This window comes from Paenibacillus polymyxa, assembly GCF_015710975.1.
Classification (GTDB): Bacteria; Bacillota; Bacilli; order Paenibacillales; family Paenibacillaceae; genus Paenibacillus; species Paenibacillus polymyxa.
In genome coordinates this window covers 2,793,946-2,811,150 of record NZ_CP049783.1, presented here as the reverse complement: position 1 = coordinate 2,811,150, position 17,205 = coordinate 2,793,946, and the positions used below count along the sequence as shown (strand labels likewise).

Here is a 17,205-nt window from a genome sequence, read left to right as displayed (position 1 = left end):
AATAGACTAACACTACCAAAGAAAGAAGGAGCATTCATCCCCCTTGGATGTAAGAGGGTTGAATGCTCCTGACTGTTTGTAACCTTGTGATTTGTGAATTAGTTTATGGTCTTATGACCGCAATAAGCGCAGGCCGTTCAAAATGACAAGCAGTGTACTACCTTCATGCCCAATGACCCCGAATGGCAGGGCTATATTTTGCACAAAATTACTGATCACCAGCAACACAATGACACTTACCGCGAAGATCATATTTTGTTTGACCACTCGCTGCGCCTTGCGCGCCAGTGATATCGTCGGAGCAATCTCCTCAATTCCGTCGTTCATTAGTACCACGTCTGCGACCTCCAGGGCTGCTCCGCTGCCATGCATCCCCATGCCTAGCCCTACGGTTGCTGCGGTCAAAGCCGGAGCATCGTTCACACCGTCGCCGACCATGACGACATGCCCGTATTGCTCCCGCAACATGCGAATATGACTGACTTTGCCCTCCGGCATTAAGCTAGCATATACGGCGTCGACTCCAGCCTGTGCTGCGATCACGGCTGCCGTTTCCGGGCGGTCTCCGGTCAACATGACGACCCGAATCCCCTGTGCTTGCAGGCGTTTCACGGACTCTCGTGCCTTCGGACGCAGCTCATCACGTAGCGCCAGCATCCCGGCAATCCGATCATTCGCGAGAATGATGGATACGGTTTTGCCCTCGGCTTCCAGTCGTGCTCGACTCTCCACCCACTCTGGCTCAGCCAGAAGACCAGGTTCATCCAGCACGTTCGTGCGACCGATTTTCCATTTTACCCCGCCTATGATGCCTTCCATTCCCCATCCGGTAAGGGCCTGCACTTGCTCGGCTGTGAGCAGCTCTCTCTGTCCCAATTCAGCTTCGGCTTTGGCTACAATCGCTCGCGCCAGCGGATGTAAGGAATAGCTCTCGATTGTTGCGACAATGTGCAATAGCTCATCAGCATCGTAATCTGGGGCGATAATCCAATCCGTGACCACAGGTGAGCCCTTCGTTAACGTGCCCGTTTTGTCAAAAGCAACAACGGAAGTTAATGCCATATTTTCCACATGCGCGCCACCTTTGAACAGGATGCCCCGCCGGGCACGATTGGAAATGGCCGATAGCATCACCGGCATAATGGATGACACGAGCGCACAAGGTGAGGCTACGACAAGGAACACCATCGCCTTGTAAAAAGCCGCTGCCCACGTCCAGCCTAATGCTAGGGGTGCACCCACAATGACGATCAGCGTGACAGCAACAACAATTCGGGCGTATACCGATTCAAATGTTTTAATAAACCGCTGCGAATCGGGAACTTCGGTACGGGCCTCTTCTACCATACGAATAATTTTTGAAAATAAAGTATCTTCCGAGGACTGGCTGACCTCTACATATAGCACGCCTTCTCCATTGATGGTGCCTGCATATACTTCGTCACCTGCTACCTTGTTTACCGGAACAGATTCCCCGGTAATGGATGCCTGATTCACCGCCGACACACCCTTGGAGATTCGACCGTCCGCCGGAATTAGTTCGCCGGGCTTAACCAGCAGCAGGTCGCCTGGTAACAGCTGCTCAATGCCAACCGTTTCTGTTCCGTCGTGAGACAAGCGCAAAGCCGTTTCCGGTTTCAACGCCATGAGCTCGGAAATGTCCTTACTACTACGCTCCGTAGTATAGCTCTCCAGCGCACCGCTGAGTGCAAAAATAAAGATCAGCATGGCTCCTTCATTCCAGTAGCCAATGGCCGCAGCTCCTAAAGACGCAGCGATCATAAGTAAATTAACATCCAGATCATGTTCTCGGATCAGGGTTTCAATCCCTTCTCTGGCTTTGGACCAGCCTCCAAGGGCATAAGACACTACATAGAGAATGATGGATAGCCATTGCCACCAATGTGAGACTCCCCATGCCATCAGCATTAGCATTCCACTGCCTAGAGCAGCCTGCATCTCCTTATTTTTCAGCATGCTTTTGAGCTGAAATTGCGGTTTGCGATTGGGACCGGGTCGTCCGCTGCCACTGTTTTTTGAAAGTGTTCGGTTAGAGGGAGACAACGTATCTTGTAATCGTTGAACTGCTTGCATCTTGTCACGTTCCTTTCCATTTTTGGTTCCTTGTACTTGCATCTCATTGAGAATGATATCCATTGTTAAGTGCCCCAAAATAGCACATGCTGCTTCGGGAAGCCCGAAGCAGCATGTTTGGCAATGAGAATGATAATCATTTTTGCATCTATACAATTATTTTGCTTTAGATAAACTTTTGTTTTATTATATACCCTTTCTTTTTCACTTGTAAACTGCTAATAGCCTAAATAAAAAAGATACCCGCGCAAACAACGCAGGTATCCTCTATATTTCAAAGCGTTCTATTCAGGATTTGCAAAATTCGATTCCAGTCGCTCCAAAGTGCAATATTTAGACGAACTAGACCATTTCGATCTATATATTGTTCATTGAAAGTCGCTTACTGGATTCTTGCAAAATCCTCTATCACATGAATTCAGGTTATCTTCAGACTATAGTGGAAACTTCCACGCATGGGTGTGTGCAATTTCTGAAGTGTGTTGACGATTGGGTTGCTGTTGCAGTCTCCAACGCGCAGCCGCAAGGCGCACAGCAGGAACTGTTGAATCCGAGCAAATGACCCCCGTCAGTTCGTTCTCCCAAATCCAATTCCCATCCAGGGACTGGTGAATTTCATCTATCGCCACCCATATAGGAAGCTCGGGCTTTACACGCCGAACAGCTTCCATTATGCGTTTTATCGTATCATTCGCATTCTCATGACCGTCAACAACGGATGGAATCAGCGAACCCCCAGCTCTGTTGTCATCAGATGGAACTGGTATGACTTCTAAAATGACCGTATCGGCAAATCGTGCCAAATCTGCGGCTTGAGCCGCCTGCTTGGTCTGTCGTGCGCTCACTTCGAACATGCTATCAGCGTTGGCCGACTTCTCCGACTGTGCGGATTGCTCACTCCATGTATGGCCTGCATTAGGCACCAAACTTGCATCAATCGTCAAAAGTACACCTACCCGATATGGAACGCATCGCAGACGCCCACACAACGTTTGCTCGGCAACGCCGTCAATCCAGTCCCGGATGGTCTGGAACTGGTTTACGTCAGCCGGATTGCGCACCATTATCTCCAGCCGTGGTTCTCCCCCCTGTCGCATACTCCGCAACGCTGCACGCAGTAATGCCTCCAGCTGCATATCCTGCAGACTTCCGATGCCCACTGTATTATTTTGCTGAGTCAAAGCTATAGTCAGCGGCAATCCGTCCAGCAACTCAAACAAGCCCTCGTACTCTGTTTCCAGCAGGCCAATGATTCGTCGGGACAGGTGTTCACACAATCCAGGCAAACCAGATGCTTTATTAAATGATGTGTACGTATCGGATGCACGGGAACCAGGGACAAGGATGGGATCGGGCTCCCCGTCAGGGGCATGAATCTTTTGTCCAGACTCTGCCGCTTCCAAATAGGCATAGCATAATTCCCTCACGCGGCCGGATGCCAGTGACAATGGACCATGCAGCAGACTATAACCGTCAAGACTACCTATTCCTGATGCTTCCTCTGTACTTTTACGACTCATACTTGCAGGAGCATCCGCATAAAGCCGTATGGAGGTGTCGCTGTATTCATCGCTCCATTTTAGTAGTGTGTCCATGGCTTGCTCTGTATCATTGCCGTTACTCAGCATCGGCTCTCCAAGTAATTCCGGGTTTGCAGCCAGCAGTGCCTCCGCTCGACTGATTGCACCCTGCTCGGCTAAACTAACCAGCCAGCCCAATGGATCTTCCTCCTGTGCAGCAGATACTTGATGGCTTCCTGCTCTTAGCGTCTCCATAGCCAATCTTCGTGCAGCAGACTCCATACCTGGCTCTGAAACGTTGCAATTCCGGCTGTTTATGCCACCCAACAGCTCTGCGAATACATGCATCAGTTTAGCCTCCATGCTAGTAATCCATCCTTTCTTTCGTCAGCAAGTTGGCACACACGAATTCGAGTACCCCTCCAATAAAGAAAACGCTTACTAATTACTGACTAACCGAATGTTACATGGGTCTTACTTATAAAGTCCCTACCTTAAACGTATTAGACCCTCCCCACATTTATACATCTCTGCACAACTACTACATATGAGAAAAATAGGTCTCTATACTGCTGAAAGCACATGTCTACACAAAAAAGGCTGCTATAAAAACACCCCCTGTTTTCATAGGATGTCTACATCCAATGTTAACGGGGGTTCCCTTTTTATTCGTCAGTACCAACCTTCAGCACACGCATCACATTTAATACGGCTAGCAGTGTTACACCTACGTCGGAGAATACAGCCTCCCACATAGTAGCAATACCAAATGCGCCCAATGTGAGAAATACTGCTTTGACACCTAGCGCAAATATAATGTTTTGCCATACGATACGGCGTGTGCGTTGGGCAATATGAATCGCCGTCACCAGCCTTGAAGGCTCGTCGTTCATGATTACGATATCTGCTGCTTCAATCGCAGCGTCCGAACCCAAACCGCCCATTGCTACACCAACATCTGCCAAGGCAAGTACAGGTGTATCATTAATTCCATCGCCTACAAACAAGATTTTATCGCTCGGTTTTTTACTTGCAGACAACTGCTCAATGGCTTCGGCTTTATGCTGAGGCAACAGTTCTGCCCGTACTTCATCCAGACCTAACTGACGTCCTACAGCCTCGGCAACTGTCCGATTGTCACCTGTTAGCATGATGGTTTTGACCACCCCCAGCTTTTTCAGCGAAGCAATCGTTTTGGCCGCATCCTCCTTAACCTCATCCGATATCAGAATGCAGCCAGCATACGTTCCGTCTACAGCCACATGTACGACCGTTCCTTCATCCATTGGCCCTGCTTGCTGCGCCACATTAAAAGCAATACGCTCCCGCTCCATCAGCTTAGCGTTTCCGGCCAATACCTTGTGCCCATCGATCTGGGCCTGAATCCCGTGGCCGGATATTTCGCTATATTGCTGCACTCGCTCCGTTAGAAGTTCATTGCCATAAGCTTCACGCAAGGAAGCTGCGATAGGATGCGTGGAGTGCATCTCGGCCAATGCAGCAGTCTCCAGCAGACTTTCCTTCGTAAAAGCTTCGGCAGGATAAATCCCTGTCACGTGGAAAACACCTTTGGTGAGCGTACCTGTTTTATCAAAAACAGCATATTTCACATGATTCAGGGCTTCAAGATAATTACCGCCCTTGATCAGCACACCTGAACGGGAGGCTGCCCCGATTCCGCCAAAGAAGCCCAGTGGAATAGACACCACCAGCGCACACGGACAAGAAATAACGAGGAAAACAAGCGCACGATATAACCAATCTGCAAACTGTGCACCCGGCACAACAAGCGGAGGAACAACTGCCAACAACAACGCTACAATAACCACTACAGGAGTATAATATCTGGAAAATTTCGTGATAAACTTTTCAGTCGGCGCTTTTTTGGCACTCGCATTTTGCACCAGTTCCAAAATTTTGGAGACCGCAGATTCACTAAATTCCTTGCTGACCTCTACCGTCAGAAGTCCATTCGTGTTCACAAATCCACTCATCACACTGCTTCCCGGCTCAACGGTACGAGGCACAGATTCACCGGTCAACGCCGAGGTATCAACATGCGATTTACCTTCTACAACCTTACCATCCAGCGGGATCTTCTCACCCGGCTTGATTACGATCAAATCTCCAATACGGACCTCTTCTGGAGACACCCTCCGTACGGACTCAGCGGTCTTCAGGTTGGCATAGTCTGGTCTAATATCCATCAGATCGCTGATGGACTTGCGTGAACGGTTAACCGCAATGCCTTGGAATAGCTCTCCGATTTGATAAAAGAACATGACAGCTACGCCTTCGGGGTATTCCCCAATAGCAAATGCACCCACCGTAGCCAGCGTCATCAGGAAATACTCGTCAAAGGCCATTCCACGCACCAAGCTACGTGCAGCCTGCAAGACAACATCACCGCCAACGATGATATATGCCACTAAAAATAGAGCCAGCTTGCCCATACCTTCAACAGGTAACCACCAGGCAACAGCTGCAATAACCGCTCCTATGGACAGACGCGCAATCATACGGCGCATACCGTCCGTACCATGATCATGCGTATGCCCGGCATGGCTATCATCATCATGCGAGTGCGAATGTGAGTGAGCATGGGTAGCTTCACCATGATCGTGCACTGCATGGTGATTGTGATGTACGTGTGTATGATTACCGTGGTCGTGCCCATCGTGCGCGCCATGTGCTTCATGGCTGTGGCCACCATGACTGTGAGCACCATGCTGTCCATCATTGTGATTATGTCCTTCACCATCATGCTCATGACCGCATGCGCAATCCTCTGTGCAGCTTGCCTGTGCGGCACCAACGCTGCTTCGGCTGTCTTCGCGCAGGCGTCCACCGGCACTTTTGGCAACCATCCGAACATGAGGCTCAAGTCTATGAACCTTCCGTTCCGTTTGGCGAAAAACCTCTTCTTTTTGATCCGAAGTTGTGGTCATCGTCAACGTTTTTGTTACAAAATTGACCGAGCAATCCAGAACCCCTTCTATTTTACTGACTCCATTTTCAATCTTAAGAGCACAGTTGGCGCAATCCAAACCTTCCAAAATCCATTCATGTCGTTCATTTCTTTTTAGAGCATCCATAATAATTGGCCTCCAATTAGCTATATATGAGCAACTGTTCATATATTATTTGTTAAGGTCATTATATTCAGGTTTAGGGGTAAAAGTCAATGATCATAGCCCTTATTAACAAAAAAAATCGACTTCAATGGACAAGCACCAAAAGAGCGCCAATTGCTTGGCGCCCTGCTGTTGGTTTGTCAAAAATCATTGATGTGATATGTGCTGATGGGTTTGCAAAAAAATCTGCTCCACATGATTATCATCCAGTGAATAAAACACTGTCTTGCCTTCCTTGCGTCGTTTGACAATACGCAGGTTGCGCAAATAACGAAGCTGGTGGGATACCGCAGATTGGCCCATGTTCAACACCTGTGTTAAATCATGAACACACAGTTCCTTTTGGGCCAGGGCATAAATCAGCTTAATCCGTGTCGGGTCACCCAGCGCCTTAAACAGCTCCGACATTTTGTATGCGATGGAATCCTCAACAAGGGAAGATTTTATGCGCTCAATTTCCTGATCTGAACCGTGACAAGCCGGCTCGCAATCCAAAGCTTCCGTTTCAGAATTCATCCTTTTTCACCCCGTGTATTTCGACTTGATGCTTCTATTATAGCAAATTCGTAGAATTTACGAATAGCTTATATTACAGCTTGCCCTGTAACCAAAATTTGCTTAATTCAACGTTTTTAATAATTCGTCATTGTATGGAATTATTTCTTTTATCTGTTGATCACGCAATTTTACTGCAAATGCCGGATCAACCAGCAATGCACGTCCAACTGCAACCAAATCAAATTCCTCTCGTTCTACTAGCCCCATGAGTTGTTCTAATCGAGCCTCTACACTACTGGATTGATCAGTCTGAAGACTATTATTTTTTTCCAGATCACTCAGAAAGGCCTTCTCCAAACCAACCGATCCCACCGTAATCACTGGCTTGCCTGTTATCTTTTTCGTCCAAGCTGCCAGATTTAGATCTGAGCCTTCAAATTCCGGTTCCCAGAAACGGCGACTTGAACAATGGAATATATCCACTCCGGCCTTCACTAATGGAGCAAGAAACTGTTCAAGTTCCTGTGGTGTCTGTGCCAGCTTTTCTCCATAATGGTACATCTTCCACTGGGAGAATCGCAGTACAATTGGAAAATCCGGACCCACTGCACGGCGACAAGCCTCAATAACCTCGACCGCAAACCGGGTCCGCTGAACCAAATCGCCTCCATATTGATCGGTACGCTTATTGGTTTTATCCCAAAAAAATTGATCTATTAAATAGCCATGCGCTCCATGAAGTTCAATGCCGTCAAACCCCACCTGCTTGGCATCGGCAGCGGCCTGAGCAAAGGCTGCGATGATATCCGCAATTTCCGCCTCCGTCAATGGCTCAACTACCTTTTCACCGGCGGGAGAAATACCCGAAGGACCGACAGGCAATGCCTCGGGATTCGGTTGGTTATCCGCACCTATTTTTCGGGCCGTACCCACATGCCAAAGCTGCGGTATAATTTTGCCACCTGCCGCATGGACCTCCTCTACTACCTTGGCCCACCCCTTTAACCCTTCACCATAAAAGTTAGGGATGCCTGTGTGCTCCACAGCTGCGGGATGATTGATAGCCGTTCCCTCCGTAATAATCAATCCAACAGCATTTTCCGCACGACGACGATAATACGCAGCAACCTCAGGTCCTGGAACACCTTGGGGAGAAAAATTTCGTGTCATGGGAGCCATAACGATCCGATTGGGAAGCGATAAGTTACCTATCTTAAAAGGTTTAAACAATATTTCGGTGTTCATGACGTTTTCCTCACTCTCCATTAGTATTATCTTTTTCACTCTTCTGTTATACAATTCCATTTTACACACATGCAAACTTGAGTTCAAGAAGCCACAGTTTAATTTCAGCAGGCCCTTTACAAAAAAAGAGGAAGCGGCATAGAGCCGCTTCCTCTTTGTGTTATTTATTAGTGTGCTACCATGTTGTATTCCATAATCCATACAGAACCGCCAACGACGGTCAACAGGATCACTATACCAAAGATTAAAGTCATCACATTCCAACGTGGTCCATTGCTTTCACGAATGTGCATGAAGAAGAATAGCTGAACCAGAAATTGCAGCACTGCCGCGGCCAAAATAACAACCATCGTCGAAGTGCGGCTCAACATATGATTCATAACCACGCCGAGAGGAATGATGGTCAGTACGATGGACAGAATAAATCCGATAACATAGGATTTCACTGAACCGTGAGAATCATCATGACCATGCGAACCTGCTCCTGATTGATGCTGTGCCATCTACATCACCCCCATCAAATAGACAACTGTCAGCAAGAAGATCCAGACAGCGTCCAAAAAGTGCCAGTACAAGCTCAATGCCGAAACTTTGCCCTTCGTCTCTGGAGTAAGTCCGCGTTTTTTCAACTGGAACATAAGTCCAATCATCCAAACCAAACCTAACGAAACGTGAAGTCCGTGTGTTCCGACCAAGGTGAAGAATGCCGACAAGAACGCACTGGTTCCAAAATTAGCACCTTCATGTACGATTTCAACAAACTCGTAAACTTCAAAACCGATAAAACCAAGACCCAGGATTGCCGTCACGATTAACCAGTTGATTAATCCCTTCATGCTTCCTTTGTTCATAGCCAACACAGCCAGACCACTTGTGAAGCTGCTTGTGAGCAAGAGGAACGTTTCAATAATAACGCCCGTCATGTTAAACAGCTCTGCGCCACCTGGTCCTCCGGCTGTGTTGTTCCGAAGGACGACGAAGGTTGCGAACAAGGTACTGAACAGGATTACGTCCGTTACGAGGAAGATCCAAAAACCAAGCATCTTCAATTCTTGCGGATCGTGATGCCCGTGGTCATGATCATGGCTGTGATGTGCTGCTGCTTGTGCCATTATACAGACCCCCTTATTGCCGCTTCCGTGCGTTTTACTTCATCCGCAGGGATATAGTAGTCGCCATCATAAGAGAAGAACGAACGGCAAATCATACAAATTGCTACGCCGATCAGCCCTGGAATATAGAAGAACGACCATCCAAATACGAAACCGAAACCTGCAATGAAAAAGAATACCGACATAATGAATGGAATCGCCGAGTTTTTCGGCATATGAATCGCTTCAATTGGCGGTTGCTTTCTGAAGATACCTTTTGCACGTTTATCTTTTTCTGCCCACCAGTCATCGCGTTCTTCTACTTGCGGAATGGTAGCAAAATTGTATTCCGGTGCAGGTGAAGGAATTGACCATTCCAACGTGTGACCACCCCAAGGGTCGCCAGTTGTATCCTTCAGCTTGCGGTAATTTTTGATACCCAGAAGAATTTGAAGAACCTGGAACAAGAAACCAATCCCCATCAGGAATGCCCCAACGGTTGACACCATGTTAAGCGGCTGCCAGCCAGTATCCCAGCCGTAAGTGCTCAGACGACGTGTCATACCCATCAGACCGAGGGAATATTGCGGAATGAAACATACATAGAACCCGATATTCCAGAACCAGAAAGCCCATTTACCAGGCGTTTCAGGCAATGTGAAACCGAACATTTTGGGCCACCAGTAGTACAGACCTGCCAGGTAACCGAACACTACCCCACCAATCAGAGCGGAGTGAAAGTGAGCGATCAGGAAGTAACTGTTATGGAACTGGAAGTCCGCAGGCGCTACAGATAACATGACGCCCGTCAAACCTGCAATCAGGAAGTTCGGAATAAATGCAATAGACCACATCATCGGAGTTTTAAATTCGAGTTTCCCCCGGTACATCGTGAACAGCCAGTTAAATACTTTAACCCCTGTCGGTATTGCGATAACCATCGTCGAAATCGCAAAGAATGCATTAACATCTGCGCCTGATCCCATTGTGAAGAAGTGATGCGCCCACGTGAAGAAGGACAGGATCGCAATAATGAACATGGCGTAAACCATGGATTTGTAACCAAACAATTTCTTTTTAGAGAATACGCTGATAACCTCGGAATAAATACCGAAGGCTGGCAATACTACAATGTATACCTCAGGGTGACCCCACATCCAGATCAAGTTGATATACATCATCGGGTTACCGCCGAAATCAAGGGTAAAGAAGTGTCCTCCTCCAAAGCGGTCAAGGAATAGCAAAGCTAAAGTAACCGTCAGAATCGGGAACGCGAAAATGATAATAACACATGATGAAAATACGGACCACGTAAAGACAGGCATTTTCATCCAAGTCATACCAGGTGCGCGCATTTTAATGATGGTAACAATAAAGTTGATCCCTGTAGCCAATGAACCTATACCGGAAATCTGAATACCCCAGATATAGAAGTTCTGACCGACGCCAGGACTAAATTGCAGTTCTGAGAGCGGTGGATAACTCAACCAGCCTGCATCTGGCGAACCGCCAATAACGAAGGACAAGTTGAACAACATCGCACCCATAAAGAAAAGCCAGAAGCTCAATGCGTTCAGGAAAGGAAACGCAACGTCGCGCGCACCAATTTGAAGGGGTACGGCGATGTTAAACAAACCAAACATCAACGGCATCGCCATAAACAAGATCATGATTGTGCCGTGAGTTGTAAAAATCTGGTTGTAATGCTCAGGATGTAAGAGTGTCACATCAGGTGTAGCAAGTTGAATACGCATCAATAATGCATCCACGCCTCCGCGGAATAACATCAAGATGGCCGCAAGAATATACATAATACCGACTTTTTTATGGTCAACCGTAGTCAACCAGTTTTTCCAAAGCCAGCCCCATTTTTTGAAATAAGTGAGCACAAACACGATCCCGATCGTTGCTAGTGCGATGGAAACGTCCGCTCCATAGATCATCGGGTCTCCAGTAACGAAGAAAGTGGATGCAAACTCTTTTATTTTGTCAAGCATTGGGGGCCTCCTTCCCTATAATCATTTTAATTGTGTCCGCTCATATTCATATGACTCATATCCATTTCGGCATGCTCTTCTGTGGATGTAGCTTCACCATGTCCAGCATGGGGGTTAGAAGAGCCTTCCACTACATACTTGTTGACAATCTCTTTGAACAATCCGTCTGGAATCGAAGAATACTCATCAGGCTGGGACAAACCTGGTTTTGCAAGCGCCAAATAGCCGTCTTTCGTCAGCGGCTTAGACTGCTTCTTGATGTCAGCGACCCAGTTTTTATACTCTTCATCCGACTGGACTTCTACATCAAAACGCATTTGTCCAAAATGCTCACCGCTAAAGTTTGCACCCGAGCCAAAGTAAGTTCCTTCGTGATCGGCCTGCAAATGCAGTTTCATGGCCATGCCTGACATGGTGTAGATTTGACCGCCCAATTGCGGAATCCAGAACGAGTTCATCGGAGCGTCAGCAGTCAGTTCAAAACGGACTGGAACACCTTTAGGAATGTGAACTTGGTTAACTGTAGCTATACCTTCCTCTGGGTACATAAAGAGCCATTTCCAGTCCAATGAGGTTACTTGAATCGTTACTGGCTTTTGCGTACTTGCAATCGGCTTGGAAGGCTCCAGCAAGTAGGTATATCTCGCAGTGATGACCGCAATAATAAGGATAACGATAATCGGAATAGCCCACCATGTGGTCTCCAGCTTTTTGCTGTCATCCCAGTGAGGTTGGTACTTCACCTTGTTTGTTGGGGTATCGCGATACCGCCAAACGATGAAGAAGGTCAAAATCATAACCGGTACAATTATAAGCGCAGACAATGCAGTTGTAAGAATGATCAGCTCTTTTTGTGCTTGCCCAATTGGTCCTTTCGGATCGAAAACAACGTATTTTCCGCCAGCATAAAAACACGTCCAGATGAGCAATGCTACCGTGAGCACGGTCAAAACCAACGCAATAATCGCTTTTGGTTTTTTGTTCATGTTGTTCCCCTCTCCTTAAAATAGTAAATTACTCAAAACTAACGAACTCCTGTAATGTTGCCCTTATATAAGATAGCAGAAAAGCGGCCACTTTTTTTATTGTTAACAGAATTGTCGATTATTTGTCCGATTTTTGTGAAAAACCTCTCTAAAAATAAAATTTCTCTTGCAAATTCAAAATTTCTTTTTAATTCAAAAATGACATATAAAAACGTTAATTATGCATCTTGAAGTATCTTAAAAAAGCTATACTAAAGCAAAAATCGGGACTCCTTACAGTTATCATCCTACACTGCTCGAAGCCCCGCGCTGTTGTTTTCGTTATCAATTTTACATCATCTTTTCAATTGTATTAACGATGTCCGTTCTCTTGGTCTTCCTTCTTGCGGGCAATGACAAATGATTTCCCGATTAGAAAAATGAAAATTCCGGCAGCAAAGGCGCCAATGCCTGTCATTAGATAGATATTACGATCGGTTAAATTTCCTATATCAAGCAAAATAAGAATAATACCTACAATGCAAGCGATCAAAGAAATAACAGATACCGTACGGCTCATTTGGTTATCCCTTGATCCTGATTTTCTAAAATTCGAAGCCATACCCTCCACTCCCTCTAGTTTAAAATGGTTTAAAAAGTGCCCTCGCCAAGTATTTTTTTCAGTATGCACATTTTTTATTTTTTTATTCCTGCCGGTCTCTATATACTAGAACCATCTGTAATTCATCTTGGCTATTATTACCCCAGAGGACCTCCTATTTAAACAAACGGGAGCGGAGGCAGACCTAAATTTGCTTTATATTCAGATCATTTCTCTTTGTTTAGCGTCTAGTCTCCAACCAGTTATTACTTACTACATTTCGATACCAATAGTAACTTTCCTTGGGGGTGCGGACCTGTGTGCGAAAATCGACATGAATCATGCCAAATCTCATATTATACCCCTCTGCCCACTCAAAATTGTCCAAAAGTGACCATGCCATATAGCCTTTAACATGAAGACCATCATGAATTGTCCGGTGCACCTGCACCAAATGCTGCTGCATGTAGGAAATTCGACGATCATCTTGCACCTTTCCGTTTACGACCTCATCATTGATACAAGCCCCGTTCTCTGTGATGTAAATATCGATGTTACCGTATTTTTGCAAATAATGTAGTACCTCATACAGCCCACGTGACTCCACCGGCCAGCCGATATCTGTTACAGGTAGTCCCATATTGATTTCTTCAGATTGAAGAAATCCTGCCTCCGGATTAAATCGATTAACCGACATACTATAATAATTGATACCAATCATATCAATTGGCTCACCGATAATGTCCATATCTCCATCTTGTATAGGTACGGTGGCTCCCTGTTCCGCAAACCAGTCTACCAAAAACTGAGGATACGAGCCTTGATAAATAGGCTGGAGAAACCAGTCACTGTGCAGGGAAATCGTGCGTGCACAAGCCGCTTTATCTTCCTCAGAAGTGCTGTAAGGAACAGCCCAGGAGACATTTGGGGCGATACCGATCTGGCCACTGGTGCCAAGCTCGCGGAATCGGCGTACAGATAGGCCATGCGCAACCAGCAGATGATGTCCTACATCAATCGCAGTCTGGAGATTCGTCAGACCCGGGGCATGAACTCCCAGCATATTGGATAAAAAGGCGATACACCACGGTTCATTGAATGTCAGCCAATGCTGTATTTTACCGTGAAACTCACGGAACATCGTTTCCGCAAACTGGACAAATGCCTGAATTGTGCGACGATTTCCCCATCCTCCGGCATCCTGTAGCGCCTGAGGCAGATCCCAGTGATACAGTGTACAAAACGGTTCAATTCCGTTGTCATTCAACAAATCAACTACACGATGATAATAGTCCAATCCCTCTTGATTGACTTCACCATCACCATTAGGGAATATACGTGGCCAGGACACCGAGAAACGATATGTACGAATGCCCAGTTCCTTCATGAGACGGATATCTTCTTCGTAACGATGATAGCTGTCACAAGCTACATTGCCGTTGTCACCGTTGAACACTTTGCCAGGCGTATGGGCAAAGGTATCCCAGATCGACAACCCTCTTCCATCCTCCTGGTAAGCCCCCTCGATTTGGTAGGCGGCCGTTGCGGTACCCCACATAAAGTCCTGCGGAAATTGAAAAATAGTCATTGTGTCTCTTCCTCTCCCTCAATTATAATCGTATATTCATTCGTTGTTTCCTGCTTTTTGGTAAAAGTCCATGACAAAATAAATCCTCCGTGCTTGGGATCAGGCTGAGCCCGACGATCATCAACGCTAAACGGATGTGCACTGCGAATCGTACAGCTTCCCGTCTGGACCGATGTGGTAAGCTCCGCACGGACGAGCCGCGAACCGGACCATTCCATGCTGACCGTAATTCCGCCACGCCCTTTCAAGCCGCTGACCCGTCCCTCCGGCCATGCCGATGGCAGGGCAGGCAATAGCGTCAGCTCGCCCGGGCGGCTTTGCAGCAGCATTTCTGCTATGCCTGCCGTCGCACCAAAGTTACCGTCGATCTGAAAAGGCGGGTGAGCGTCGAATAAATTAGGGTAGATCGACCGCGACAGCAACGTGCGAACATACCGATGCGCAGTGTCGCCATCTTCCAGCCGGGCGTACAGGTTAATCAACCAGGCACAGCTCCACCCGGTATGCCCGCCACCATGATCGAGCCGGCGGTGTAGCGATATGCGGGCCGCCTCAGCCAACTCTGGAGTATCACGGATGTGGATCTGTCGGCCGGGGTAAAGCCCGTAAAGATGCGAAACATGTCGATGCCCAGGCTCCGCTTCCTCAAAATCGACCATCCACTCCTGTAACTGACCGTGACGGCCGATTTGATAGGGTATTAATCGTTCCCGTGTCTCTTCGCAGCGTCTACGGAACTCATCGTCTAACTCCAACAGATCCGCGGCCTGAATACAGTTGCTCAATAGCTCCCGAATCAGCGTCATGTCCATCGTAGAGCCCATGGATATACTGCAATCCTCGCCTTCGGGCGTGATGAATTTATTTTCAGGCGAAGTGGAGGGGGACGTTACAAGCCGACCATCCGGGCCCTCCACAAGCCAGTCTAGGCAAAAGGCCGCCGCCCCCTTCATAAGCGGATAAGCCTGTTCTGCCAAATAGGTTGTATCCAAGGTGAACAGATAACGCTCCCATAGGTGAGCGGTCAGCCATACACCCCCAAGCGGCCAAAATGCCCAACTGGCATGGCCACCTGACGGTCCGGCGTTTCGCCACACATCAATATTGTGGTGAGCTGTCCATCCTTGAGCCCCATAATTGATGGAAGCGACCCTGCGTCCCGTACGACCGACTTCTCCAATCATGTGCAGCAATGGCTCATGGCACTCGGCAAGATTACACACCTCTGCGGGCCAATAGTTCATCTGTGTATTAATATTGGTTGTATAGTTACTGTTCCACGGCGGCTGTACCCGGTCATTCCAGATGCCCTGAAGATTGGCGGGCTGACTGCCCGGACGTGAACTGCCCATTAGCAAATAACGTCCATATTGGAATAACAGCACTTCCAGCCCCCGGTCTGCCTGACCTTTCTGATAGCGTTCTAATCGCAGATCCGTCGGGAGAACGGACTCGTCAGTTAGCGTGTCACTTCCCAGTTCTAATGCAACACGGTCAAACAGCTTCCGGTGATCCTGCTCATGGCGTTGCCGCACCTGCTCACTTCCTAGCGAAATCGCTCCGTCTAGAATGACTTTACATGCTTCTGCCGACTCTGTTGCATCACTATTCGGCATAGCCTGAAATCCCCGAAATCCGGTAGCCGCTGCCAAATACACCGTGATTTTATCCGCGTCCGAGATGATCAACGCTCCGTCATCCCTCGTCGTCAAGGTTCCTCCCTCGGGAATAACCCTCGCCTGAACTGCAAAAGCCATCCCCAAATCATTTTCGTAAACGACAGACTGTGGATGATCACCGTGATAATTAGATTCCACATGACTGGGCGCTCGTCCAGTCAACGTAATGAAGTCCCTGGTCGGTTCCTCGGATGGATCGTTATCGTTGGCTCCTTTGGAGGAATCACCAAGCGCATCCTCTCCAACTTCATCCTCACAAGGATGGGGGTAGTCATACGCACAGATGCATGGATTTTTCCAACCTTATTCGCAGTCAGTGACACCATAATGACTCCATCAGGTGCACTGGCGATAACTTCACGAGTATAGTGGACTCCATCACTCTGAAAAGTGACCACTGCCGTTCCGGTCTGCATATCCAGTTCCCGTTCATAATGCGCAATCTCCCCTAGGTTCTCCTGTGTAATCCACAAATCTCCTAAAGGCTGGTAGGCTTCTGTATCTCGACCCAGCATGTTCGAATTAATCAGCTGCTCTGCTTCCTTGTATTTTCCATCTGCAATCAGCTTTCTGGCAGGCTCTAAATATCGCAATGCATCATACTGAACGCCATCTCTGGGAAATCCGGACCAGAGCGTATCCTCGTTTAATTGCAAATGCTCCTCTCTGATCCCGCCAAATACCATAGCTCCCAGCCGTCCATTGCCGACTGGCAATGCTTCCTCCCATACCTCAGCAGGCTGGCGATACCATAACCGTAGGGACTGTGGTCTTTCGCCTTTCGTCAACTCAA

Annotated in this window: 11 protein-coding genes and 1 pseudogene; all 12 read right to left on the bottom strand. The window is 47.6% G+C overall.

Annotated features, from left to right (window positions below):
• Positions 1–111: 111 nt before the first annotated feature.
• The gene (locus G7035_RS12465) at positions 112–2,094 is read right to left on the bottom strand and encodes a heavy metal translocating P-type ATPase (protein WP_049789366.1); all 1,983 of its coding nucleotides are present in this window, start codon (positions 2,092–2,094) and stop codon (positions 112–114) included.
• 434 nt (positions 2,095–2,528) lie between these two features.
• A complete protein-coding gene (locus G7035_RS12460) occupies positions 2,529–3,977 on the bottom strand; it encodes a hypothetical protein (protein WP_019688624.1) in 1,449 nt (482 codons plus the stop codon).
• Between the two features lie 302 nt (positions 3,978–4,279).
• A complete protein-coding gene (locus G7035_RS12455; RefSeq protein ID WP_019688625.1) occupies positions 4,280–6,709 on the bottom strand; it encodes a heavy metal translocating P-type ATPase in 2,430 nt (809 codons plus the stop codon).
• Between the two features lie 186 nt (positions 6,710–6,895).
• A complete protein-coding gene (locus tag G7035_RS12450; protein WP_007432172.1) occupies positions 6,896–7,264 on the bottom strand; it encodes an ArsR/SmtB family transcription factor in 369 nt (122 codons plus the stop codon).
• A 102-nt stretch (positions 7,265–7,366) separates the two neighbouring features.
• Positions 7,367–8,491 (bottom strand): NADH:flavin oxidoreductase, encoded by a 1,125-nt coding sequence (locus G7035_RS12445; protein WP_172494055.1) that lies wholly within the window; start codon positions 8,489–8,491, stop codon positions 7,367–7,369.
• Between the two features lie 167 nt (positions 8,492–8,658).
• Positions 8,659–8,994, bottom strand: a complete 336-nt coding sequence (gene cyoD, locus G7035_RS12440; RefSeq protein WP_016820324.1) for a cytochrome o ubiquinol oxidase subunit IV — start codon at positions 8,992–8,994, stop codon at positions 8,659–8,661.
• Complete coding sequence (gene cyoC / locus G7035_RS12435; RefSeq protein WP_016820325.1) at positions 8,995–9,603, bottom strand: cytochrome o ubiquinol oxidase subunit III; 609 nt, start codon at positions 9,601–9,603, stop codon at positions 8,995–8,997.
• Positions 9,603–11,579 carry a cbb3-type cytochrome c oxidase subunit I gene (locus G7035_RS12430; RefSeq protein ID WP_013373105.1) on the bottom strand — a complete coding sequence of 659 codons (1,977 nt, stop codon included), beginning with the start codon at positions 11,577–11,579 and terminating at the stop codon, positions 9,603–9,605. The genes cyoC and G7035_RS12430 overlap by 1 nt, the downstream gene beginning before the upstream one ends.
• Before the next feature lie 26 nt (positions 11,580–11,605).
• Positions 11,606–12,565, bottom strand: coding sequence for a ubiquinol oxidase subunit II (cyoA, locus tag G7035_RS12425; RefSeq protein WP_019688627.1), 960 nt, complete (start codon positions 12,563–12,565; stop codon positions 11,606–11,608).
• A 352-nt stretch (positions 12,566–12,917) separates the two neighbouring features.
• Complete coding sequence (locus tag G7035_RS12420; RefSeq protein WP_016820327.1) at positions 12,918–13,166, bottom strand: hypothetical protein; 249 nt, start codon at positions 13,164–13,166, stop codon at positions 12,918–12,920.
• A gap of 220 nt (positions 13,167–13,386) precedes the next feature.
• Complete coding sequence (locus tag G7035_RS12415; RefSeq protein WP_019688628.1) at positions 13,387–14,733, bottom strand: GH1 family beta-glucosidase; 1,347 nt, start codon at positions 14,731–14,733, stop codon at positions 13,387–13,389.
• Positions 14,730–17,200 (bottom strand): annotated as a pseudogene (locus tag G7035_RS12410) (glycoside hydrolase family 95 protein). The gene G7035_RS12415 and the pseudogene G7035_RS12410 overlap by 4 nt, the downstream one beginning before the upstream one ends.
• Between the last annotated feature and the right edge of the window lie 5 nt (positions 17,201–17,205).

Coding starts and splice junctions, on each gene's coding strand:
- G7035_RS12430 (WP_013373105.1), bottom strand. CDS start 11,579: ATGCTTGACAAAATAAAAGAGTTTGCATCCACTTTCTTCGTTACTGGA.
- G7035_RS12415 (WP_019688628.1), bottom strand. CDS start 14,733: ATGACTATTTTTCAATTTCCGCAGGACTTTATGTGGGGTACCGCAACG.
- cyoC (WP_016820325.1), bottom strand. CDS start 9,603: ATGGCACAAGCAGCAGCACATCACAGCCATGATCATGACCACGGGCAT.
- cyoD (WP_016820324.1), bottom strand. CDS start 8,994: ATGGCACAGCATCAATCAGGAGCAGGTTCGCATGGTCATGATGATTCT.
- G7035_RS12450 (WP_007432172.1), bottom strand. CDS start 7,264: ATGAATTCTGAAACGGAAGCTTTGGATTGCGAGCCGGCTTGTCACGGT.
- cyoA (WP_019688627.1), bottom strand. CDS start 12,565: ATGAACAAAAAACCAAAAGCGATTATTGCGTTGGTTTTGACCGTGCTC.
- G7035_RS12455 (WP_019688625.1), bottom strand. CDS start 6,709: ATGGATGCTCTAAAAAGAAATGAACGACATGAATGGATTTTGGAAGGT.
- G7035_RS12445 (WP_172494055.1), bottom strand. CDS start 8,491: ATGAACACCGAAATATTGTTTAAACCTTTTAAGATAGGTAACTTATCG.
- G7035_RS12460 (WP_019688624.1), bottom strand. CDS start 3,977: ATGGAGGCTAAACTGATGCATGTATTCGCAGAGCTGTTGGGTGGCATA.
- G7035_RS12465 (WP_049789366.1), bottom strand. CDS start 2,094: ATGCAAGCAGTTCAACGATTACAAGATACGTTGTCTCCCTCTAACCGA.
- G7035_RS12420 (WP_016820327.1), bottom strand. CDS start 13,166: ATGGCTTCGAATTTTAGAAAATCAGGATCAAGGGATAACCAAATGAGC.